A 20,203-nucleotide genomic window follows, 5' to 3' on the forward strand; every position below is an offset into this window, starting at 1 on the left:
CCAGTTGCCGGTGCTGCCGTTCCCCTTCGCGCAGTTCCTCGCGCCCCTACGGCGCTGCCCTACCGGGCGAACTGCCTACCCGTCAGCGGCCGTGGTAGTTCGGCGCCTCGACGGTCATCTGGATGTCGTGCGGGTGGCTCTCCTTGAGGCCCGCCGAGGTGATCCGGACGAAGCGGCCCTTGGACTCCATCTCCGCGACGGTCGCCGCGCCGACGTAGCCCATGGTCTGCCGCAGGCCGCCGACCAGCTGGAACAGCACCGCGGACAGCGGGCCGCGGTACGGCACCTGACCCTCGATGCCCTCGGCAATCAGCTTCTCGTCGGAGGAGACGTCGGCCTGGAAGTAACGGTCCTTCGAGAAGGACTTCGCCTGGCCGCGCGACTGCATCGCACCCAGCGACCCCATGCCGCGGTACGACTTGAACTGCTTGCCGTTGATGAAGAGCAGCTCGCCCGGCGACTCCTCGCAGCCCGCCAGCAGCGAACCGAGCATCACGGTGTCCGCACCCGCCGCCAGCGCCTTGCCGATGTCGCCCGAGTACTGCAGGCCGCCGTCACCGATCACCGGCACGCCGGCCGCCTGGCAGGCCAGCGCCGCCTCGTAGATCGCCGTGACCTGCGGGACACCGATGCCGGCCACCACACGGGTCGTACAGATCGAGCCCGGCCCGACGCCGACCTTCACGCCGTCGACGCCGGCGTCGATGAGCGCCTGGGCGCCGTCCCGGGTCGCGACGTTGCCGCCGACGACGTCGACGCCCACCGCGGACTTGATCTTCGAGATCCAGGACAGCGCGTTGTGGCTGTGCCCGTGCGAGGTGTCGACGACCAGGAAGTCCACGCCCGCGCCGACCAGGGCCTGGGCCCGGTCGAAGGCCTCCGAGGAGGCGCCGACCGCGGCACCGACCAGCAGCCGGCCCTCGGCGTCCTTGGCGGCGTTCGGGTACTGCTCGGCCTTGACGAAGTCCTTGACGGTGATGAGGCCCTTGATCCGGCCCTCGTCGTCGACCAGCGGGAGCTTCTCGATCTTGTGGCGGCGGAGCAGCGCCATGGCGTCCGTCCCGCTGATGCCGACCTTGCCGGTGATCAGCGGCATCGGGGTCATGATCTCGCGGACCTTGCGGCTGCGGTCCGACTCGAAGGCCATGTCGCGGTTGGTGACGATGCCGAGCAGCTTGCCCGCCTCGTCCGCGATCGGGACGCCGGAGATGCGAAACTTGGCGCAGAGCGCGTCCGCCTCGGCCAGCGTGGTCTCCGGGCCGACGGTGATCGGGTCGGTGACCATGCCGGACTCGGAGCGCTTCACCAGGTCGACCTGGTTGACCTGGTCCTCGATCGAGAGGTTGCGGTGCAGGACGCCGACGCCGCCCTGGCGGGCCATCGCGATGGCCATCCGGGACTCGGTGACCTTGTCCATCGCGGCTGAGAGCAGCGGGATGTTCACCCGGACGTTGCGGGAGACCCGCGAGGAGGTGTCGACCTGGTTGGGCAGCACCTCGGAGGCCCCGGGCAGCAGCAGGACGTCGTCGTACGTGAGTCCGAGCATCGCGAACTTCTCGGGTACGCCTGCGGCGTTGTAAGACATGATGTGGGGACCTTCCATGGCGGCCGTCGTCTGATCCCGCGCTCCCCTGAGGGCCGGGGGAGCACGCTGCTCTCGAACCGGCACTAGCTCAGGACCGCCAAGCACGCCCGAGGTTTTGGAGGAACCTCCGAGGGAACCTCGCCCACACCCGCGAAACTTTGGCGACCTGCCCAGGCGCCGATACCCCATGGTACTGGCATCCGGTATGCCGAACTCGCGCCCCCTTGACAACACCTCAGGGGCCCGATCCCTTCCGCGGACGGCTAGGAGCTCTCCTCGGCCAGCTCCGCCAGCGCCCGCAGCCGGCTGAGCGCCCGGTGCTGGGCCACCCGGACGGCACCCGGCGACATGCCGAGCACCTCCCCGGTCTCCTCCGCCGACAGCCCGGCGGCCACCCGCAGCAGCACCAGCTCGCGCTGGCGGGCCGGCAGGTTGGAGAGCAGCTCCTTGGCCCAGGCCGCGTCACTGCTGAGCAGTGCCCGCTCCTCGGGGCCGAGCGCGTCGTCCGGCAGCTCCGGCAGGTCGTCCGGCGGGATCACCGTCGACCCGGGGCCGCGCATCGCGGCCCGCTGGAGGTCGGCCACCTTGTGCGCGGCGATCCCGTAGACGAAGGCCTCGAAGGGACGGCCCTCGTCCTTGTACCGGGGGAGCGCGCAGAGCACCGCGACGCAGACCTCCTGGGCCACGTCGTCCACGTGGTGCCGGGCCCCGCCGGGGAGCCGGAGCAGCCGGCCCCGGCAGTAGCGGAGCGCCAGCGGGTGGACGTAGGCGAGCAGGGCCTCGATGGCCGGGCCCTCGCCGCGGACGGCGGCCGCGACCAGTTCGCCCAGCTCGACGGCGGACGCCGCGACGGCCGGTGCCGCGGCCGGGGCGCCGGGTGGGCCACCGGCCGGGGGAGCGTCGTCGTCGCGCATCGGTCCATGGTGCCTGGTCGGCACGGAAAACGCGGCACCGCCTCCGGAGTTGTGCATCGGAACGTTATGCGTCTCCCCCACCGCCCCCGCCTCCGCCCGCTGGTCCCCGAGGTGCTCCACTGTTCCATGGTGCAGCCTCGGGACCGTGACGTCATACGTCTGAGCGAGCGGTGACCGGTGCGGGCCGGTCAGCGGACCAGGCCCCAGCGGAAGCCGAGCGCCACCGCGTGGGCGCGGTCCGAGGCGCCGAGCTTCTTGAACAGGCGCCTGGCGTGCGTCTTCACGGTGTCCTCGGAGAGGAAGAGCTCGCGGCCGATCTCCGCGTTGCTCCGGCCGTGGCTCATGCCCTCCAGCACCTGGATCTCACGGGCCGTCAGGGTCGGTGCGGCGCCCATGTCCGGGCTGCGCAGCCGACGCGGGGCGAGCCGCCAGGTCGGGTCGGCCAGCGCCTGGGTGACGGTGGCCCGCAGCTCGGCGCGCGAGGCGTCCTTGTGCAGGTAGCCGCGCGCCCCGGCGGCGACCGCGAGCGCGACCCCGTCCAGGTCCTCGGCCACGGTGAGCATGATGATGCGCGCGCCCGGGTCGGCCGAGAGCAGCCGGCGGACCGTCTCCACCCCGCCCAGGCCCGGCATCCGGACATCCATCAGGACGAGATCGGAGCGGTCGGCCACCCAACGGCGGAGGACCTCCTCACCGTTCGTCGCCGTGGTCACCCGGTCGACCCCGGGGACCGTCGCCACCGCGCGGCGAAGCGCCTCCCGGGCGAGCGGGGAATCGTCGCAGACGAGTACGGATGTCATGACCGTCGTCCTCCGCAGCTGATCCGCGTCACGTTGAGCCTCCTGGCTGGTACGAATCTCTCCGACACGGCCGAATGGCGAAGGACTCCGGTCGCCCGCGGTCTCCCGCGATCGTTCCCGGCGCCCAGCGCCCGCTAACCGCCTCCGCACTTCCAACGACCGTCACTCGAATGAGTTACGGCCTTCAGGGCCATCTCCACCACTGTACGTGGCCGACCCGTTACCGATCAGCCGCATCGCGGTGCACACGCCGCACTTTTGTGCTGCTCACGCGCTTGCCGCGCACCACCGGCGCCACCGGGCGCCCCTCCGCGCGCCCGGAGCCACCCGATCGGCACGCCGACACACGCCAAACCCCATGCCCCCATTTGTCCGTTTTTATAGCTTCTGTGGGGTCATTGACTGTTGTGCGGCGCTGTGAGTGACTTGTCCCAGTGGTTGCCGTAAGTCATATTTCCTGGTGTCCATATCGGCTTTGAGCAAGCTCGCCGGACGGACCGAGACCCTCGCCAGCAGTCCATGAAGGGAACAAGTGCCATGGCCGACTTCTCCCGCCTCCCCGGCCCCAACGCGGACCTCTGGGACTGGCAGCTCTCCGCCGCCTGCCGCGGCGTGGACAGCTCGCTCTTCTTCCACCCGGAGGGCGAGCGCGGAGCGGCCCGCAGCTCGCGCGAGGCCAGTGCCAAGGAGGTCTGCATGCGCTGCCCGGTACGGGCCCAGTGCGCGGCGCACGCGATGGCGGTCCGCGAGCCCTACGGCGTCTGGGGCGGCCTGACCGAGGACGAGCGCGAGGAACTGATGGGGCGTTCGCGCAACCGGCTGGTCGAGGTGCCGCTCACCATGCCCGCCACCATCCGGCGCTGACGGCGCGTCACCCCTTCGCCGTAACCGCAGAAACGTTTTTCCCTCACGGGACCACGGGACGCTGGTGGCGCCCCGCCGTCAGCGTGCGGCGGCCGCCCCGGTGAGCTGGTCCAGCATCAGCGCGACGGCCGGCACCTCGGCCAGGTCCGGCAGGGTCAGCGCGACCACCTGACGCACCGCCGGCTCCCCCGAGGCGGCCCGCACCGGCACCGCCGCGACGCCCTCGTGCCGGGCCGCCTCCAGTGCCAGGCCCGGCAGCACCGCCACCCCCAGCCCGGCCGCCACCAGACCGACCACCGCCGGGTAGTCGTCGGTGGCGAAGTCGATCGACGGCTCGAAGCCCGCACCCGCGCAGAGCTCCACCAGGTGCCCCCGGCACTGCGGGCAGCCGGCGATCCACTGCTCCCCCGCGAGCTCCGCCAGCTCCACCGGCCTGCTCTCGTCCCGGCCCGCCAACGGGTGCCCGGCCGGGAGCAGGCCCACCAGCGGGTCGTCCAGCAGCGGCCGCACCACCAGGTCCGACCAGTCGCTCGCGGCCTGGCTGGCGGCCGCCTCCAGGGCCGCCTCGGCCCGCGCCTGACGCGCCGTCACGTGCGGCGCCGGCACCGTGGTCACCCCCTGCGAGTCCGGGTACCGGAACGCCAGCGCCACCTCGCACTCGCCCCCGCGCAGCATCGCCAGCGACTCCGGCGGCTCCGCCTCCACCAGCGACACGCGCACCCCCGGACGGGCGCCCCGCAGACGGGCGACGGCGGGCGGCACCAGGGTGGAACTCGCCGTCGGGAACGACACCAACCGCACCCGTCCGGCCCGCAGCCCGGCGATCGCGGCGACCTCCTCCTCGGCGGCCGACAGCCCCGAGAGGATCCCGTTCGCGTGCTTCAGCAGCACCTGTCCGGCCTCGCTCAGCTGCATCCCCTTGCCGGACCGCACCACCAACGGGGTGTCCACCGACTTCTCCAGCGCCTTCATCTGCTGGCTGACGGCCGGCTGGGTGCAGCCCAGCTCCCGGGCGGCGGCCGAGAACGAACCGGTGCGGGCGACGGCGCGCAGGACGCGCAGGTGGCGGGCCTCGATCATGACTCCGTTATAAGCGATCCTTTGGGCAAACGCCCAACCCGCTGGGGCTCGGCGAATGTGGCTACGCCTTCGGGGGCGCGGGGAACTGCGCGAACCGGAAGGCGGACCAGCGTGAGATCGGGGCACGTCAGCCAGTTGCACGCGCTGCCGTACCCCCGCGCGCAGTTCCCCGCGCCCCCGGCATGACCACCTTCCGAAGGTTCTCCACACGCCGGAGGCCCGGCTCCCCCGCAGGGGAACCGGGCCTCCGGTCGGGCTGACGGTGCGTCAGTGGGAGTGGCCGTGGCCGCCGTGGCTGTGGCCGGCCGGCTCCTCGTCGGCCGGCTTCTCCACCACGAGGGTCTCGGTGGTGAGGAGCAGCGAGGCGATGGAGGCGGCGTTCTCCAGGGCGGAGCGGGTGACCTTGACCGGGTCGATGACGCCGGCCTTCACCAGGTCGCCGTACTCGCCGGTGGCGGCGTTGTAGCCCTGACCGGCCTCCAGCTCGGCGACCTTCGAGGTGATGACGTAGCCCTCGAGGCCGGCGTTCTGGGCGATCCAGCGCAGCGGCTCGGCGAGCGCCTTGCGGACGACGGCGACACCGGTCGCCTCGTCGCCGGAGAGGCCGAGGCCGTCCTCCAGGACCTTGGCGGCGTGCACCAGCGAGGCGCCACCACCGGCGACGATGCCCTCCTCGACCGCGGCGCGGGTCGCGGAGATGGCGTCCTCCAGACGGTGCTTGCGCTCCTTGAGCTCGACCTCGGTGGCGGCGCCGACCTTGATCACGCAGACGCCACCGGCCAGCTTGGCCAGGCGCTCCTGCAGCTTCTCGCGGTCCCAGTCCGAGTCGGTGTTGGCGATCTCGGCCTTGATCTGGGCGACGCGGCCCGCGACGGCCTCGGTGTCACCGGCGCCGTCGACGACCGTGGTGTCGTCCTTGGTGATGGTGACGCGGCGGGCGGTGCCCAGCACGTCCAGACCGGCCTGGTCGAGCTTGAGGCCGACCTCCTCGGAGATGACGGTGGCACCGGTCAGGGTGGCCAGGTCACCGAGGATCGCCTTGCGGCGGTCGCCGAAGCCGGGGGCCTTCACCGCGACGGCGTTGAAGGTGCCGCGGATCTTGTTGACGACCAAGGTGGAGAGCGCCTCGCCGTCCACGTCCTCGGCGATGATCAGCAGCGGCTTGGAGGCGCCGCCCTGCAGGATCTTCTCCAGCAGCGGGAGCAGCTCCTGGATGGAGGAGATCTTGCCCTGGTTGATCAGGATGTACGGGTCCTCGAGGACCGCCTCCTGACGCTCCGCGTCGGTGACGAAGTACGGCGACAGGTAGCCCTTGTCGAACTGCATGCCCTCGGTGAAGTCCAGCTCCACGCCGAAGGTGTTCGACTCCTCGACGGTGATGACGCCGTCCTTGCCGACCTTGTCGATCGCCTCGGCGATCAGGTCGCCGACCTGCTGGTCCTGGGCGGACAGGGACGCGACGGCGGCCACGTCCTCCTTGCCCTCGATCTCGCGGGCGATGGAGAGCAGGTGCTCGGAGACGGCGGCGACGGCCTTGTCGATGCCCTTCTTCAGGGCGGCCGGGCCGGCACCGGCGGCGACGTTGCGCAGACCCTCGTTGACCAGGGCCTGGGCCAGGACGGTGGCGGTGGTGGTGCCGTCACCCGCGACGTCGTTGGTCTTGGTGGCCACCTCCTTGACCAGCTGGGCGCCGAGGTTCTCGTACGGGTCGTCCAGCTCGACCTCACGGGCGATGGTGACACCGTCGTTGGTGATGGTCGGCGCGCCGAACTTCTTGTCGATGACGACGTTGCGGCCCTTGGGGCCGATGGTCACCTTCACCGTGTCGGCCAGCTTGTTGACACCGCGCTCGAGCGAGCGGCGGGCGTCCTCGTCGAACTGCAAGATCTTCGCCATGGTTCCGTTTCCTCTGGGGATCTACTGACTGCGGGAGCCAACAACCGCGCCCCGGCCGCTGTCTGACGACACGTGACCGGGGCGGGCTGGAACGACTTACTTCTCGATGATGGCGAGAACGTCGCGGGCCGAGAGAACGAGGTACTCCTCGCCCTGGTACTTCACCTCGGTGCCGCCGTACTTCGAGTACAGGACGATGTCGCCGACCGCGACGTCGAGGGGAAGGCGCTGGCCATCCTCGAAGCGACCCGGGCCGACGGCCAGGACGACGCCCTCCTGGGGCTTCTCCTTGGCGGTGTCCGGGATAACCAGGCCGGAGGCCGTGGTGGTCTCGGCGTCGAGCGGCTGGACCACGATGCGGTCCTCGAGCGGCTTGATGGCAACCTTGCTGCTGGCGGTCACGTCCGAGCTCCCCTTCGGAGATTACGGGGTTGTTCTACAGGTAGGTGGCAATGTGCACGCGCCCGCCGTCGCGGGGGTCGGACACGCTCCATCGCGTTAGCACTCACCCGGTGGGGAGTGCCAGGAACGACCATAGGCGCCGGTTAGCACTCAGTCAACCAGAGTGCCAACGCCGCGCGTGGCGCCCCGCGGCCCCGCAGGGGCCTTCAGGGGCGCGGGGCTCTGCTGATGTGCGGCTCCGCCGCGTGGGCGCGAAGCGAAAGTCGGCCACCCCGGGGGCGCGAGGAACTGCGCGAGGCGGAAGACATACACCTGATCGCCGGCAACGGGCAGCCACCTGCAAGTGAAGCGCCGCACCCGGCACCCGGCGCGCTCCTCCCGCCGCGCGCCCACGCGGCGGAGCCGCACATCAGGCAGAGCCTCGCGCCCCCGGGGTGACCACCAACCCCGCACCGCCGCCACGCGCGTGCCCACCCGGTCGGAGCGGCGAGAATGTCCCCGTGGAGATCGACGCGTTCAAGGCCCTGTTGACCGATCAGGGCCAGGCCCTGCTGGCCGAGTTGCGGGAGTTCAAGCCCGGCGAGGAGCTGGCGCTGGCGACCCGGCTGCGCAAGGAGCACCCGGCGGAGCTGGTGACCGCGGCGCTCGCGCAGGCGGCCCTGCGCCAGCGCGCCCGCGCGAAGTTCGGCCCCGACGCGGACGCCATGTACTTCACCCCCAACGGAGTCGAACAGGCCACCCGCCGCAGCGTCGCCGAGTGGCGCGCGGGCCGCTTCGCGGCCCTCGGCGTCCGCCGCCTCGCGGACCTCTGCTGCGGCATCGGCGGCGACGCGATCGCCCTCGCCCGGGCTGGCGTGCACGTCCTCGCCGTCGACCGCGACCCGCTGACCTGCGCCGTCGCCACCGCCAACGCCGCCGCCCTGGGCCTGACGGACCTGATCGAGGTCCGCGAGGCCGACGTCACCGAGGTGGACGTCACCGGCTACGACGCGGTCTTCACCGATCCGGCCCGCCGGACGGCCCGGGGCCGGGTGTTCGATCCGGAGGCGTACTCGCCGCCGCTCTCCTGGGCGGTCGAGGCGGCCCGCCGCACCCCGTACGGCGCCCTCAAGGTGGCCCCGGGCATCCCGCACGAGCTGGTGCCCGACGGCGCCGAGGCGGAGTGGGTCTCGGACCACGGCGAGGTCAAGGAGGCCGTCCTCTGGTTCGGCACCGGTGCCACCGCCCCGCACCGGGCCACCCTCCTCCCCGGCCCGCACTCCCTGACGGGCGGTCACCTCCCGGACCCGGCGGCGGGCCCGGTCGGCCGGTACCTCTACGAGCCGGACGGTGCGGTGATCCGGGCCCACCAGGTGGCCGAGGTGGCCGAGCAGGTCGAGGGACGGCTGATCGACCCCAAGATCGCCTACCTCACCTCGGACCGTCTGGTGGCCACCCCGTACGCCCACGCCTACGAGCTCAGCGACGTGCTGCCCTACAACGTGAAGAAGCTCAAGGCCCTGCTGAAGGAGCGTCAGGTCGGCACCGTGGTCATCAAGAAGCGCGGTCTCGCCGTCACCCCGGAGGAGCTGCGCAAGCAGCTCAGGCCGAGCGGCCCGAACGAGCTCACCGTGATCCTCGCCCGGACCGACCACGGCCCGCTCATGATGCTCGGTCAGCCCGCCGGGGCCGCGATGTAGTCCTCCAGCCGGGCCACCGCGAAGCCCTGCTCGCCGATCCGGCGCAGCATCTCGGCGAACATCTCGGTCATCGTCTCGCCCTTGAGGTCCTTCGGGCCGCGGAAGTGCGCGAGCACGATGTCGCCGGGCTTCAGCTTCTTGTCCGCGGCCTGGTACTGCATGTCGTGGATCTGCATCGACTCGCGCCAGAGCACGATGGCGCGCGGCCCGCACTGCTGCACCGAGGAGTTGAGCTGCGGGGTGTGCGCGCCGTCCCCGTACGGCGGGCGGAACAGCAGCGGGGCCTTGCCGTACTGCTGGGTGAGCGCGGCCTGCGCGTCGCAGACCTCGGACTTCTGCTTCTCCGGCGCGACCCTGCTCAGCTGGGCGTGGTCCGTGGTGTGGTTGTGGATCTGGTTGCCCAGCTCCTGGAGCGGCTTGAAGTAGCCGTAGTCGTCCTTGACGATGTTCTTGGTCAGGAACATGGAGATCGGCACCTTGAGGTCCCGGACCATCTCGACGAACTTCGGGTCCTTCTCGGCCCCGTCGTCGATCGTCACGAAGACGACCTTGTCCTTGGTGGGCACCTCGGAGAAGACCGGCACCGGGCCGCTCGCGGTCAGCTTCACCGGCTTGTCGGCCGGGGCCGGCGGGGCGGCGGGCAGCGGCTTGATCCCCCACTTCGCCCAGGCGTCCGCGGACGCCACCGGGCTGCCGCCCGCGGCCGGCTGACCCTCCTTCACCGCGCTCGGCGAGGCGCTGCCCGGGGCGGGCGGCGCGGGGGTGGACGGCGGCTCCGCCCCGCTGCCGCAACCCGCCACCAGCAGCAGGGCCAGCGCCGCCACCCCGTACGTCCTCTTCACCGTGCTCCCCGTCGTCGTGCGCTCCCAGCGAACTCCCAGGAACACTACCGGGGTCAGCGCAGCGCTTCGTGCGCCGCCGCGTGCAGGTCGGTGTGCGGGACGGAGACCTCGGTCACGGGCAGCGAGGAGTCCGCGGACAGCTCGAAGGCCGAGGGGGCGCGGTTGCGCCAGACCATCTCGGCGCCGAGCGCGGCGACCATCGCGCCGTTGTCGGTGCACAGGCCCGGGCGGGGCACCCGGAGCACGATGCCGGCCTTGTCGCAGCGCTGCTGGGCCATCTCGCGCAGCCGCGAGTTGGCCGCCACGCCGCCGCCGATCATCAGGTGGTCGACGCCCTGGGCCTTGCAGGCCTTGACGGCCTTGCGGGTCAGCACGTCGGTGACCGCCTCCTGGAAGGACGCGGCCACGTCGGCCACCGGCACCTCCTCGCCGGCCCGGCGCTTGGCCTCCACCCAGCGGGCCACCGCGGTCTTCAGGCCGGAGAACGAGAAGTCGAACTCCGGGTCCTTCGGACCGCTCAGGCCGCGCGGGAAGTTGATCGCCTTCGGGTCCCCCTCACGGGCCATCCGGTCCACCACCGGACCGCCGGGGAAGCCCAGGCCGAGCACCCGGGCCACCTTGTCGAAGGCCTCGCCGGCCGCGTCGTCGATGGTCGCGCCGAGCGGGCGGACGTCGGTGGTGATGTCCTCGCTGAGCAGCAGCGAGGAGTGCCCGCCGGAGACCAGCAGCGCCATGGTGGGCTGCGGCAGCCGGCCGTGCTCCAGCTGGTCCACGCAGATGTGCGAGGCCAGGTGGTTCACCCCGTACAGCGGCTTGTCGAGCGCCCAGGCGAAAGCCTTCGCGGCCGAGACGCCGACCAGCAGCGCACCGGCCAGGCCGGGCCCGGCGGTGACGGCGATGCCGTCCAGGTCGGAGCCCTTGACCCCGGCGGTGTCCAGCGCGCGCTGGATGGTCGGGACCATCGCCTCCAGGTGCGCCCGGCTGGCGATCTCCGGCACCACGCCGCCGAAGCGGGCGTGGTCGTTGACGCTGGAGGCGACCGCGTCGGCCAGCAGGGTGGTGCCCCGGACGATGCCGACGCCGGTCTCGTCGCAGGAGGTCTCGATGCCGAGGACCAACGGTTCGTCAGCCATGCTGCCGCTCTTTCGGGTTGTCGAGGGCCGGGTCGTCGAGGCCCGGGTCGTCGAGGCGCATCACCAGCGCGTCCACGTTGGCGGGCTGGTAGTAGCCGCGCCGGATGCCGACGGGTTCGAAGCCGTGCCGCTCGTACAGCCGCTGGGCGCCGAGGTTGTCCACCCGCACCTCCAGCAGCAGTTCGGTGCAGCCCCGGCGGGCCGACTCGTCGATCAGGTCGGTGAGCAGCCGGGCACCCAGCCCGGCGCCCTGGTGGCCCGGGGCCACCGCGATGGTCTGCACGTCGCCCTCGACGCCGATCGCCATCAGCCCGGCGTAGCCGACCAGCGCGCCGTCCAGCTCCGCCACCGTGTAGTGCCGGGTGCCCCCCGGGCCGGTGTCGGCCAGCTCGGACCAGAACATGCCGCGCGACCAGGCGTCCTCCGGGAAGAGCTCCTGCTCCAGCGCGATCACCGGCTCGATGTCCCACCAGCACATCGGCCGCAGCCGCACGCTCATGCCGGGAGCACCGCCTTGTAGCCGGCCGGGACCTGGGCGTCCGGGCGGCGCAGGTACAGCGGGACGTTCGGCAGCAGCTCGCGGCCGGCCGCCAGCTCCCGCACGGCGAAGTCGGCCAGCGCGCCGGCCGAGACGTGCTCGGGCCCGACGGCGGCCGGGAAGGTCTCGGGGTAGAGCAGCGCACCGGCGCCGAACGCCACCTGGTGCGGCGTCAGGTCCGCCGGGCGGCTGACCTCCGGGCCCTCGGTGCGGCGCTTGTCGCCGTCGTACGAGGCCCAGTAGACCTCCTTGCGGCGGGCGTCGGTCGCCACCGTGAACGGGGCGCCGTCGTTCTCCGCCTGGTGCGCGATCGCGTCGAGCGTGCAGACTCCGTGGACCGGCAGGCCCAGCGCGTGCCCCAGCGTCGCCGCGGTCACCAGACCGACCCGCAGCCCGGTGTACGGGCCCGGGCCGACGCCGACGGCGATGGCGGTCAGCGCGTGCTTGTCCACCCCGGCGTCCCTCAGCACCCGGTCGATCGACGGGAGCAGCAGCTCCCCGTGCCGCCGGGCATCCACCTGGTGGGCCTCGGCGAGGACCCGCTCCCCGTCGTGGACGGCGGCGGTGACGGCAGGGGTCGCGGTGTCGAAGGCAAGCAGCAGCACGCCCCCAAGGTTAAGGGTTTCCGCGAGCACCGCGAACGCCCGGAGGGCGTTCAGGGGCGCGGGGCTCTGCTGATGTGCGGCTCCGCCGCGCGAGCGCTCAGCGATACCGGCCACCCCAAGACACCGCGAACGCCCGGAGGGCGTTCAGGGGCGCGGGGAACTGCGCGAGGCGGGAGGAGCTGACCTGATCGCCGGGTACGGGCGCTCACGTGCACCTGACTGCCCGTACCCGGCAGACGGTCCGCTCCTTCCGCCTCGCGCAGTTCCCCGCGCCCCCAAGGTGACCACCTACCCCGCTGCGGCGCAGCTCTGCGTGGTGCTGACCGTGGTGCCCGGCGGGAACTGGCACGATGGCCGGGTAGCCCGAAGTCCTACGCATGGTGGGGAGCCGACGTGTCGCGTCCTGGAGTGGTGGTCACCGGTCTGACCGTGGCGGCGCTGGCCGCCGTCGGCCTGCTGGGGTTCCAGGCGAACGGAGCGGCCTCCCGGGCGCCGGTGGCGCAGCCGTCCGCCCCGGCGAGTCCGGCCGCGCCGAGCCCGTCCGCCTCACCGACCGTCACGGTCCCGCCGCTGCCCGCGAGTTCGGGCACCGGCCGCCGGGTCGTCTACTCGGCCGGCAGCCACTGGGTCTGGCTGGTCGACCCCAAGAAGCCGACCCCGCTGCAGGCCGCCTTCCCCGTCGCCCCGGGCACGGCCGAGCCGGCCCCGGGCAGCTACAGCGTCTACAGCCGGACGGCGGCCGGCACCGGCACCGACGGCGCCCAGATCGAGCACGTGGTCCGCTTCGCCCAGCAGAACGGCGTGGTGTTCGGCTTCAGCGCGGCCATGGACTCGGCGGCGGCGCCCGCGGCGCCGGCCGATCCGAAGGCCAAGACCGGCGGCATCCGTTCGAACCGGGCGGACGGCCAGAGCCTGTGGGACTTCGCCCCGAACGGGACGAAGGTCGTGGTGGTCCCCTGACGGGAGGTCAGCGCGCGGCGGGCTGCGGCGGGGGCGGCGTGGAGACCGCCTTCGCGGCCGCGCACGCGGCGAGCAGGGCCCGCATCGGGCTGGGCGTCTGCGGGGTGGTGGGCGTGGTGCTCGTCATGATGTGTCTCCCTGGTTAGGCACACCTAACTGCCAGGGTCATCCCACCACACCGGCGCACCCGCCCACAACCGCTTACCGACGGCCCGTCGGCAAACGCCGGGCGGCTCAGACCTCGGCCAGCACCGCCAGGTCGACCCCGGCCCAGCGTTCGCCGATCCCGGTCAGCCGGACCTGCCGCGGGTCGGAGTCGTCCACCGCGTCCGCGCCGATCGCGCGTTCGATCCGGACCTCCAGGCGGTCGTCCGTCAACTGCTCGACCTTGCCCTCACCCCACTCGACCACCACGACCGACTCGGGCAGCGAGACGTCCAGGTCGAGGTCCTCCATCTCGTCCAGACCGCCGCCCAGCCGGTAGGCGTCCACGTGCACCAGGGCCGGCCCGGCACCCAGCGGCGGGTGCACCCGGGCGATCACGAAGGTCGGCGAGGTGACCGCACCGCGCACGCCGAGGCCCTCGCCCAGGCCCCGGGTGAGGGTGGTCTTGCCCGCGCCGAGCTCGCCCGAGAGCATCACCAGGTCGCCGGGGCGCAGCAGTCCGGCCAGCGCCTTGCCGAGGCGGTTCATCCGCTCCGGCGTGTCCACCGTGATCACCGAGGTCACTCCTTCTCTCCGACGGCGGCCAGCAGGTCCGCCAGCTGACGGTTCACCAGTTCGGGCCGCTCCAGCATCACCAGGTGCCCGGCATCCGGCACCAGGACCAGCTCGCAGCCGGGCAGCTCGGCCGCGATGGCCTCGCTGTACTCGGGCGGGGTGAGCAGGTCCTTCGTCCCGGCCAGCACCAGGACGGGCAGCCCGGCCATCGCCCGCAGCGCGGCCACCTTGTCCATCGCGCCGAAGGCCGGGTAGAACTCGGCGACCACGTCGAAGTGGGTGGCCTCCAGCAGCTGTTCGGCGAACCGGACCACGCCCGGGTCCACGTCCTTGGTGCCGAAGGAGTAGCGCCGGTAGAACACCGCCGTGAGGTCCGAGCCGGCCCGGCGGGTGGCCTCCACCAGCCCGGCCTGACGGCCCAGCAGCTTCACCACGCCGGGCGCCATCCGCTTCACCAGCTTGGAGCCGAAGGCCGGCAGCCCGAGGGTCACCTCGTCCCAGCCACTGGCCAGCGTGCCGACCAGCGCGACGCCCACCACCCGGGGGCCGAACAGCTCCGGGTGCCGGTCGGCCAGCGCCATCACCGTCATGCCGCCCATCGAGTGCCCGACCAGCACCACCGGGCCCTCGGGCACGACGGCGTCCAGCACCGCCTTCAGGTCCTCGCCCAGCTGGTCGATGCTCGCCGGCTCGCCCGCCAGGTACGAGCGGGAGCGCTCGGACCGGCCGTGGCTGCGCTGGTCCCAGAACACCAGCCGCGCGGAGTCGCGCAGCGCGGCCCGCTGGAAGTGCCAGCTGTCCTGGCCCAGGCAGTAGCCGTGGCTGAACACCACGGTCAGCGGGGCGCTCTCGTCGCCGTCCACCTCGACGTGCAGCACGGTGCCGTCGGCCGCCGTCACCGGCACCGTCCGCCCGCGCAGCGAGCCGTACGGGGCCGCGGCGTCCAGCTCCTCGCGGGCCCGGCGCCGGGTGGCCCGGCCGACGGTGAGCCGCTCGACCGCCACGCCGGCCGCCGCACCGGCGGCCAGCAGGCCGACCGAGATGCCGATCAGCCCCGCCGTCCGGCCGACCCCCTTGGCCTCGGTCACGCCGACGCCCCCAGGTAACGGCGCGGCACCCGGGCGCCGATCCGGGTGATGATCTCGTACGAGAGGGTGCCGCAGGCCCGGCCCCAGTCCTCGGCGGTCGGCTCGCCGTGCTCGCCGTTGCCGAACAGCAGCACCTCGTCGCCGACCCGGGCGTGGTCGCCGCCGAGGTCGATCACGAACTGGTCCATCGCCACCCGGCCGGCCACCGAGTACCACTTGCCGCCGACCTGCACCGGGCCGGTGCCGCTGGCGTGCCGGGGGATGCCGTCCGCGTAGCCGACCGGCACCAGGCCCAGGGTCGACGGGCCCGGAGTCGTGTAGTGGTGGCCGTAGCTGACACCGTGTCCGCCCGGCACCTCCTTCACCAGGGCCAGCCGCGCGGTCAGCGCCATCACCGGCCGCAGCCCGAAGTCCGCCGGAGCGCCCACCTCCGGCACCGGCGAGAGCCCGTACATCGCCAGGCCCGGCCGGACCAGGTCGTAGTGCGACTCGGGCAGCAGCAGGGTGGCCGGGGAGTTCGCCAGGTGCCGCACCTCCGGGCGCAGCCCGGCCCGCTCGGCGTGGGCCAGCGCCTCGGCGAAGGCGTCCTGCTGGAGCCGGATCGAGGGGTGGCCGGGCTCGTCGGCCGCCGCGAAGTGCGACCAGATCCCGACGACCTTCAGCATCCCCTCGGCCTCGGCCCGGCGGGCGGCGGCCACCAGGTCCGGCCAGTCGTGCGGCTGGCAGCCGTTGCGGCCCAGGCCGGTGTCGGCCTTGAGGTGCACCCGGGCCTGCACGCCGGTCTCCCGGACGGCGGCGAGCAGCTCGTCCATCGCCCACTGGCCGCTCACCGAGATGTCGATGCCGGCCCGGAGCGCCTCGGCCCACGGGCCGCCCGGGATCCACAGCCAGCACAGGATGCGGGCCTCGGCGGCCGAGATCCCCGCCGCCCGGAGCGCCAGCGCCTCCTCCGGGGTGGCCGTGCCCAGCCAGCGGGTGCCGGCCGCGACCGCCTCGCGGGCGCAGCGCACCGCGCCGTGGCCGTAGGCGTCCGCCTTCACCACGGCCATGAGTTCGGGGCCGTTGGTGCGGGCCCGCAGGGCGTCGAGGTTCCCGCGCAGGGCGGCCAGGTCGATGGTCGCCTCGGCGCGGACCCCCTCGGTGAGCAGGGCCGTCCCGGTCGTGTTCGCAGTCGTCATCGCGTACCAGTCTCCCAGACCGCTTCGGCCCCCCTGTGCATACGCCTCTGCGACGCGGCGGATGGAACCCACGGTTCCGTGTTCGGTCACACGTGCAACTGACTCGTGTGCCCCGATCCAAAGGTCTGGACCTCCGATTCGCGCAGTTCCTCGCGCCCCCGAGGGATCACCAAGTTCGCAGCCACCTCGCTGGCGGTGATCGGGGTGCCTTGAGCTGCGGCCCTACGCCCCGCGAGACCGTGCCGGTACGCCGCGACCGATGCCGCGTCGAAAGGCTCCAGCCCCGCCGCCAACAGCGAGCCGAGCAGGCCGGCCAGGACGTCGCCGCTGCCCGCCGTGGCGAGCCAGGAGGTGCCGGTGGGGTTGACCCGGGCGCGGCCGTCCGGGGCGGCCACCACCGTCGTGGAGCCCTTCAGCAGCACCACCGCCCCGTACTTCTCGGCCAGCCGCCGGGCGGTGCGCAGCCGGGTGGCCGCCAGGTCGGCGGCCACCGGCGGCTCCCCGCCCTCCGCCAGCAGGCGGGCCGCCTCCCCGGTGTGCGGGGTGAGCACCAGCGGTGGGCCGTCCTGCGGGCCGCGCCGGGCCAGCTCGGTGAGCCCGTCCGCGTCCACCACCACCGGGACGGTGCCCGCCAGGGCCTGGTCCAGCCGCTCCCCCGCCCCGGCCCCGCCGCCGGGCCCGACCACCCAGGCCTGCACCCGCCCGGCGGCCGCCAGCGTCCCCTCACTGACCAGCACCTCCGGGAAGCGCCGCACCACCTCGGCCGCCGCCGACCCCGCGTACCGCACCGCCCCGGCCCCGCCGCGCAGCGCCCCCGCCACCGCCAGCACCGCCGCCCCGGGGTACTGCTCCGAACCGGCGGCCACCCCGACCACGCCCCGCCGGTACTTGTCGCTCTCCACTCCGGGCACCGGCAGCAGCGCCGCCACGTCCGCCTCCTGAAGGGCCGTCACCCCGGCCTCCGGAAGCTCCAACCCGATCTCCACCAGGTGCACCACCCCGGCGTACGAGGCCCCCGGATCGACCAGCAGGCCCGGCTTGTACGTGCCGAAGCAGACCGTCACGTCCGCCCGCAACGCCGCGCCCGGCACCTCGCCGGTGTCCGCGTCCACCCCGCTCGGCACGTCCACCGCGACCAGCGTGCCGCGCCGCTCCGCCCCGGCCAGCCAGGCCGCCTCCGGGCGCAGCCCGCCCCGGCCGCCGATGCCGACGATCCCGTCCAGCACCAGGTCCGCGGTGGCGTACTCCCCCTGATCCGCCGTCACCACCCCGCCGGCCGCCCGCAGCGCGGCCAACCCGCCCGCGTGCACCCGCTCCGGGCTCAGCAGCAGCGCCCGCACCGAGGCCCCCCGCCGGGCCAGCAGCGCCCCCGCGTACAGCGCGTCCCCGCCGTTGTCCCCGCTCCCCGCGAGCACCAGCACCCGTGCCCCGTACACCCGCCCCAGCAGCCGGGCCCCGACCGCCGCCAGGCCGTACGCGGCCCGCTGCATCAACGTCCCCCCGGGCAGACGGGCCATCAGCTCCGCCTCCGCCGCCCGGACCTGACCGACCGTGTGAGCGCTGCGCATCCTGCCCTGCCTCCTACCCCTCGGCGATGACCACCGCCGACGCTACGCCCGCATCGTGGCTCAGCGACACGTGCCACGACCGCACCCCGAGCTCCGCCGCCCGCGCCGCCACCGTCCCGCGCACCGTCAGCACCGGCCGCCCCGACGCCTCCGTCGACACCTCCGCGTCCGTCCAGCTCAAGCCGCCCGGCGCCCCCAGCGCCTTGGCCAGCGCCTCCTTCGCCGCGAACCGCGCCGCCAGCGAGGCCACCCCGCGCCGCGCCCCGCTCGGCAGCACCAGCTCCGCCTCCGTGAACAGCCGCTCCGCCATCCCGGGCGTCCGCTCCAACGCCGCCCCGAACCGCGCGATCTCCGCCACGTCGATCCCGACCCCGACGATCACCTGCCGCTCCTCTCGACCACCCCAGGGTGTCACCCCGCCGGCACCGGCCGCCGGGGTGACACCGGGTCAGGGCTACTCGACCGTGACGGACTTGGCGAGGTTGCGGGGCTGGTCGACCTCGTGGCCCTTGGCGGTGGCCAGCTCGCAGGCGAAGACCTGGAGCGGGACGGTGGCCACCAGCGGCTGGAGGAGGACCGGGGTGACGGGGACGCGGATCAGGTGGTCGGCGTACGGGGCGACGGCCTCGTCGCCCTCCTCGGCGATGACGATGGTGCGGGCGCCACGGGCGCGGATCTCCTGGATGTTGGAGACCACCTTGTCGTGCAGCACCGACCGCCCGCGCGGCGACGGCGCCACGACCACCACCGGCAGGCCCTCCTCGATCAGCGCGATCGGGCCGTGCTTGAGCTCCCCGGCGGCGAAGCCCTCGGCGTGCATGTACGCCAACTCCTTGAGCTTCAAGGCGCCCTCCAGCGCCACCGGGTAGCCCACGTGCCGCCCGAGGAAGAGCACCGACCGGGCGTCCGCCAGCGAACGGGCCAGCTCGCGCACCGGCTCCATGGTCCGCAGCACCTGCTCCACCTGCCGGGGCGCGTCCCGCAGTTCCTCGATCACCGCGAGGATCTCGTCCCCCCACTTGGTGCCGCGCACCTGCCCCAGGTACAGCGCCACCAGGTAGCAGGCGACCAGCTGGGTGAGGAAGGCCTTGGTCGAGGCGACCGCCACCTCCGGCCCGGCGTGCGTGTAGAGCACCGCGTCGGACTCGCGCGGGATGGTGGAGCCGTTGGTGTTGCAGATCGCCAGCACCTTCGCGCCCTGCTCCCGCGCGTGCCGCAGCGCCATCAGGGTGTCCATCGTCTCCCCCGACTGCGAGATCGCGATCACCAGCGTCCGCTCGTCCAGGATCGGGTCCCGGTAGCGGAACTCGCTCGCCACCTCCACCTCGCACGGCACCCGCGTCCAGTGCTCGATCGCGTACTTGGCGATCGCCCCCGCGTGGAAGGCCGTCCCGCAGGCCACGATCACCACCTTCTCCACCGACCGCAGGTCCGCGTCGTCCAACCGCAGCTCATCCAGCGTCAGCTGCCCGTCGGCGCCGATCCGCCCGAGCAGGGTGTCGGCCACGGCCTTCGGCTGCTCGGCGATCTCCTTCAGCATGAAGTAGTCGTAGCCGCCCTTCTCCGCGGCCGAGGCGTCCCAGTCCACGTGGTACTCCCGCACCACCGCCGGCGCGCCGTCGAAGTCCGTCACCGACACCCCGTCGGAGCGCAGCTCCACCACCTGGTCCTGCCCCAGCTCCACCGCCTCCCGGGTGAACGCGATGAACGCCGCCACGTCCGAGGCCAGGAAGTTCTCCCCCACCCCACGCCCCACCACCAACGGCGAGTTCCGCCGCGCCCCCACCACCACACCCGGCTGGTCCGCGTGCACCGCCACCAAGGTGAACGCACCCTCCAGACGCCGGCACACCGCCCGCATCGCCTCCGCCAGATCCCCCGCGAACACCTCCCCCAGCAGATGCGCCACCACCTCCGTGTCCGTCTCCGACCGCAACACGTGCCCCCGCCCCGCCAACTCCTCCCGGAGCTCGGCGAAGTTCTCGATGATCCCGTTGTGCACCACCGCCACCCGCCGGTGGTCGTCCAGGTGCGGATGCGCGTTCACATCCGTCGGCCCCCCGTGCGTCGCCCACCGCGTATGACCGATCCCGACCGTCCCGGCCGGAAGCGGACTCTCGGCCAACGCCTTCTCCAGATTGACCAGCTTCCCGGCCCGCTTCTCGGTGGCGAGGGCCCACCGTCCGTCAGGTTGCGGTGTCTGAAGCGCCACACCGGCCGAGTCGTAACCGCGGTACTCCAGTCGCCGTAGCCCCTCGACGACCACGTCCATGGCTCCCTGAGAGCCCACATAAGCCACAATTCCGCACATAAGGTCAGCATATGCGTGCCCCCCGTGACCGGCCCTCCGC

General features: G+C 73.1%; 19 protein-coding genes. 3 read left to right on the forward strand and 16 right to left on the reverse strand.

Annotated elements, in window-relative coordinates; translation table 11 throughout:
- Positions 1-82: 82 nt before the first annotated feature.
- From guaB to ACIA8O_RS27980, 3 genes are all read right to left on the reverse strand, one after another.
- Positions 83-1,585: an IMP dehydrogenase gene (gene guaB / locus ACIA8O_RS27970; RefSeq protein ID WP_396296751.1), complete on the reverse strand. Its 1,503-nt coding sequence runs from the start codon at positions 1,583-1,585 to the stop codon at positions 83-85.
- Between the two features lie 263 nt (positions 1,586-1,848).
- Positions 1,849-2,499 carry an RNA polymerase sigma factor ShbA gene (gene shbA / locus ACIA8O_RS27975; protein ID WP_396296752.1) on the reverse strand — a complete coding sequence of 217 codons (651 nt, stop codon included), beginning with the start codon at positions 2,497-2,499 and terminating at the stop codon, positions 1,849-1,851.
- 188 nt (positions 2,500-2,687) lie between these two features.
- Positions 2,688-3,299 carry a response regulator transcription factor gene (locus ACIA8O_RS27980; protein ID WP_014136228.1) on the reverse strand — a complete coding sequence of 204 codons (612 nt, stop codon included), beginning with the start codon at positions 3,297-3,299 and terminating at the stop codon, positions 2,688-2,690.
- A gap of 537 nt (positions 3,300-3,836) precedes the next feature.
- On the opposite strand from ACIA8O_RS27980, the gene ACIA8O_RS27985 reads away from it, so the two are divergent.
- On the forward strand, positions 3,837-4,163 hold the full coding sequence (locus tag ACIA8O_RS27985; RefSeq protein WP_345286160.1) for a WhiB family transcriptional regulator: 327 nt from the start codon (positions 3,837-3,839) through the stop codon (positions 4,161-4,163).
- Positions 4,164-4,241: 78 nt separating this feature from the next.
- Here ACIA8O_RS27985 and ACIA8O_RS27990 read toward each other — a convergent pair whose 3' ends face one another.
- From ACIA8O_RS27990 to groES, 3 genes are all read right to left on the reverse strand, one after another.
- Positions 4,242-5,243, reverse strand: coding sequence for a LysR family transcriptional regulator (locus tag ACIA8O_RS27990; protein ID WP_396296753.1), 1,002 nt, complete (start codon positions 5,241-5,243; stop codon positions 4,242-4,244).
- Between the two features lie 267 nt (positions 5,244-5,510).
- Positions 5,511-7,139, reverse strand: coding sequence for a chaperonin GroEL (gene groL, locus ACIA8O_RS27995; protein WP_396296754.1), 1,629 nt, complete (start codon positions 7,137-7,139; stop codon positions 5,511-5,513).
- Between the two features lie 96 nt (positions 7,140-7,235).
- Positions 7,236-7,541, reverse strand: a complete 306-nt coding sequence (groES, locus tag ACIA8O_RS28000; protein WP_057231242.1) for a co-chaperone GroES — start codon at positions 7,539-7,541, stop codon at positions 7,236-7,238.
- A 500-nt stretch (positions 7,542-8,041) separates the two neighbouring features.
- Here groES and ACIA8O_RS28005 point away from each other — a divergent pair, with 500 nt between their 5' ends.
- Entirely contained in the window at positions 8,042-9,220 is a 1,179-nt protein-coding gene (locus ACIA8O_RS28005) for a methyltransferase domain-containing protein (protein WP_396296755.1), read from the forward strand.
- On the opposite strand, the gene ACIA8O_RS28010 is transcribed toward ACIA8O_RS28005, so the two are convergent.
- The 4 genes from ACIA8O_RS28010 to tsaB are packed head-to-tail and all read right to left on the reverse strand — an operon-like array spanning position 9,196 to position 12,338.
- The gene (locus ACIA8O_RS28010; protein ID WP_396296756.1) at positions 9,196-10,062 is read right to left on the reverse strand and encodes a polysaccharide deacetylase family protein; all 867 of its coding nucleotides are present in this window, start codon (positions 10,060-10,062) and stop codon (positions 9,196-9,198) included. The two genes, ACIA8O_RS28005 and ACIA8O_RS28010, sit on opposite strands and share 25 nt — an antisense overlap.
- Positions 10,063-10,115: 53 nt before the next feature.
- Complete coding sequence (tsaD, locus tag ACIA8O_RS28015) at positions 10,116-11,195, reverse strand: tRNA (adenosine(37)-N6)-threonylcarbamoyltransferase complex transferase subunit TsaD (protein WP_396296757.1); 1,080 nt, start codon at positions 11,193-11,195, stop codon at positions 10,116-10,118.
- A complete protein-coding gene (gene rimI, locus ACIA8O_RS28020) occupies positions 11,188-11,694 on the reverse strand; it encodes a ribosomal protein S18-alanine N-acetyltransferase (RefSeq protein WP_396296758.1) in 507 nt (168 codons plus the stop codon). Before rimI ends, tsaD begins: the two co-directional genes overlap by 8 nt.
- Positions 11,691-12,338, reverse strand: a complete 648-nt coding sequence (gene tsaB / locus ACIA8O_RS28025) for a tRNA (adenosine(37)-N6)-threonylcarbamoyltransferase complex dimerization subunit type 1 TsaB (RefSeq protein ID WP_396296759.1) — start codon at positions 12,336-12,338, stop codon at positions 11,691-11,693. Before tsaB ends, rimI begins: the two co-directional genes overlap by 4 nt.
- 393 nt (positions 12,339-12,731) lie before the next feature.
- On the opposite strand from tsaB, the gene ACIA8O_RS28030 reads away from it, so the two are divergent.
- Positions 12,732-13,298 (forward strand): hypothetical protein, encoded by a 567-nt coding sequence (locus ACIA8O_RS28030; RefSeq protein WP_396296760.1) that lies wholly within the window; start codon positions 12,732-12,734, stop codon positions 13,296-13,298.
- Between the two features lie 234 nt (positions 13,299-13,532).
- On the opposite strand, the gene tsaE is transcribed toward ACIA8O_RS28030, so the two are convergent.
- The 6 genes from tsaE to glmS form a co-directional block, all read right to left on the reverse strand.
- Positions 13,533-13,991, reverse strand: a complete 459-nt coding sequence (tsaE, locus tag ACIA8O_RS28035; RefSeq protein ID WP_396296919.1) for a tRNA (adenosine(37)-N6)-threonylcarbamoyltransferase complex ATPase subunit type 1 TsaE — start codon at positions 13,989-13,991, stop codon at positions 13,533-13,535.
- Between the two features lie 32 nt (positions 13,992-14,023).
- Positions 14,024-15,106: an alpha/beta fold hydrolase gene (locus tag ACIA8O_RS28040; protein WP_396296761.1), complete on the reverse strand. Its 1,083-nt coding sequence runs from the start codon at positions 15,104-15,106 to the stop codon at positions 14,024-14,026.
- Positions 15,103-16,284, reverse strand: coding sequence for an alanine racemase (gene alr, locus ACIA8O_RS28045; RefSeq protein ID WP_396296762.1), 1,182 nt, complete (start codon positions 16,282-16,284; stop codon positions 15,103-15,105). Before alr ends, ACIA8O_RS28040 begins: the two co-directional genes overlap by 4 nt.
- Before the next feature lie 86 nt (positions 16,285-16,370).
- Positions 16,371-17,852, reverse strand: a complete 1,482-nt coding sequence (locus tag ACIA8O_RS28050) for an NAD(P)H-hydrate dehydratase (protein WP_396296763.1) — start codon at positions 17,850-17,852, stop codon at positions 16,371-16,373.
- A 13-nt stretch (positions 17,853-17,865) separates the two neighbouring features.
- Entirely contained in the window at positions 17,866-18,234 is a 369-nt protein-coding gene (locus tag ACIA8O_RS28055; protein ID WP_396296764.1) for a holo-ACP synthase, read from the reverse strand.
- A gap of 72 nt (positions 18,235-18,306) precedes the next feature.
- Entirely contained in the window at positions 18,307-20,163 is a 1,857-nt protein-coding gene (glmS, locus tag ACIA8O_RS28060; protein WP_396296765.1) for a glutamine--fructose-6-phosphate transaminase (isomerizing), read from the reverse strand.
- Positions 20,164-20,203: the final 40 nt, after the last annotated feature.

The organism is Kitasatospora sp. NPDC051853 (assembly GCF_044452665.1).
In the GTDB taxonomy this organism is placed as follows: Bacteria; Actinomycetota; Actinomycetes; order Streptomycetales; family Streptomycetaceae; genus Kitasatospora.

What these genes read in the sequence shown, in the direction of transcription:
- guaB (WP_396296751.1), bottom strand. Translation starts at nt 1,585, where the DNA reads ATGTCTTACAACGCCGCAGGCGTACCCGAGAAGTTCGCGATGCTCGGA.
- shbA (WP_396296752.1), bottom strand. Translation starts at nt 2,499, where the DNA reads ATGCGCGACGACGACGCTCCCCCGGCCGGTGGCCCACCCGGCGCCCCG.
- ACIA8O_RS27980 (WP_014136228.1), bottom strand. Translation starts at nt 3,299, where the DNA reads ATGACATCCGTACTCGTCTGCGACGATTCCCCGCTCGCCCGGGAGGCG.
- ACIA8O_RS27985 (WP_345286160.1), top strand. Translation starts at nt 3,837, where the DNA reads ATGGCCGACTTCTCCCGCCTCCCCGGCCCCAACGCGGACCTCTGGGAC.
- ACIA8O_RS27990 (WP_396296753.1), bottom strand. Translation starts at nt 5,243, where the DNA reads ATGATCGAGGCCCGCCACCTGCGCGTCCTGCGCGCCGTCGCCCGCACC.
- groL (WP_396296754.1), bottom strand. Translation starts at nt 7,139, where the DNA reads ATGGCGAAGATCTTGCAGTTCGACGAGGACGCCCGCCGCTCGCTCGAG.
- tsaD (WP_396296757.1), bottom strand. Translation starts at nt 11,195, where the DNA reads ATGGCTGACGAACCGTTGGTCCTCGGCATCGAGACCTCCTGCGACGAG.
- rimI (WP_396296758.1), bottom strand. Translation starts at nt 11,694, where the DNA reads ATGAGCGTGCGGCTGCGGCCGATGTGCTGGTGGGACATCGAGCCGGTG.
- tsaE (WP_396296919.1), bottom strand. Translation starts at nt 13,991, where the DNA reads ATGAACCGCCTCGGCAAGGCGCTGGCCGGACTGCTGCGCCCCGGCGAC.
- alr (WP_396296762.1), bottom strand. Translation starts at nt 16,284, where the DNA reads ATGACGACTGCGAACACGACCGGGACGGCCCTGCTCACCGAGGGGGTC.
- ACIA8O_RS28050 (WP_396296763.1), bottom strand. Translation starts at nt 17,852, where the DNA reads ATGCGCAGCGCTCACACGGTCGGTCAGGTCCGGGCGGCGGAGGCGGAG.
- glmS (WP_396296765.1), bottom strand. Translation starts at nt 20,163, where the DNA reads ATGTGCGGAATTGTGGCTTATGTGGGCTCTCAGGGAGCCATGGACGTG.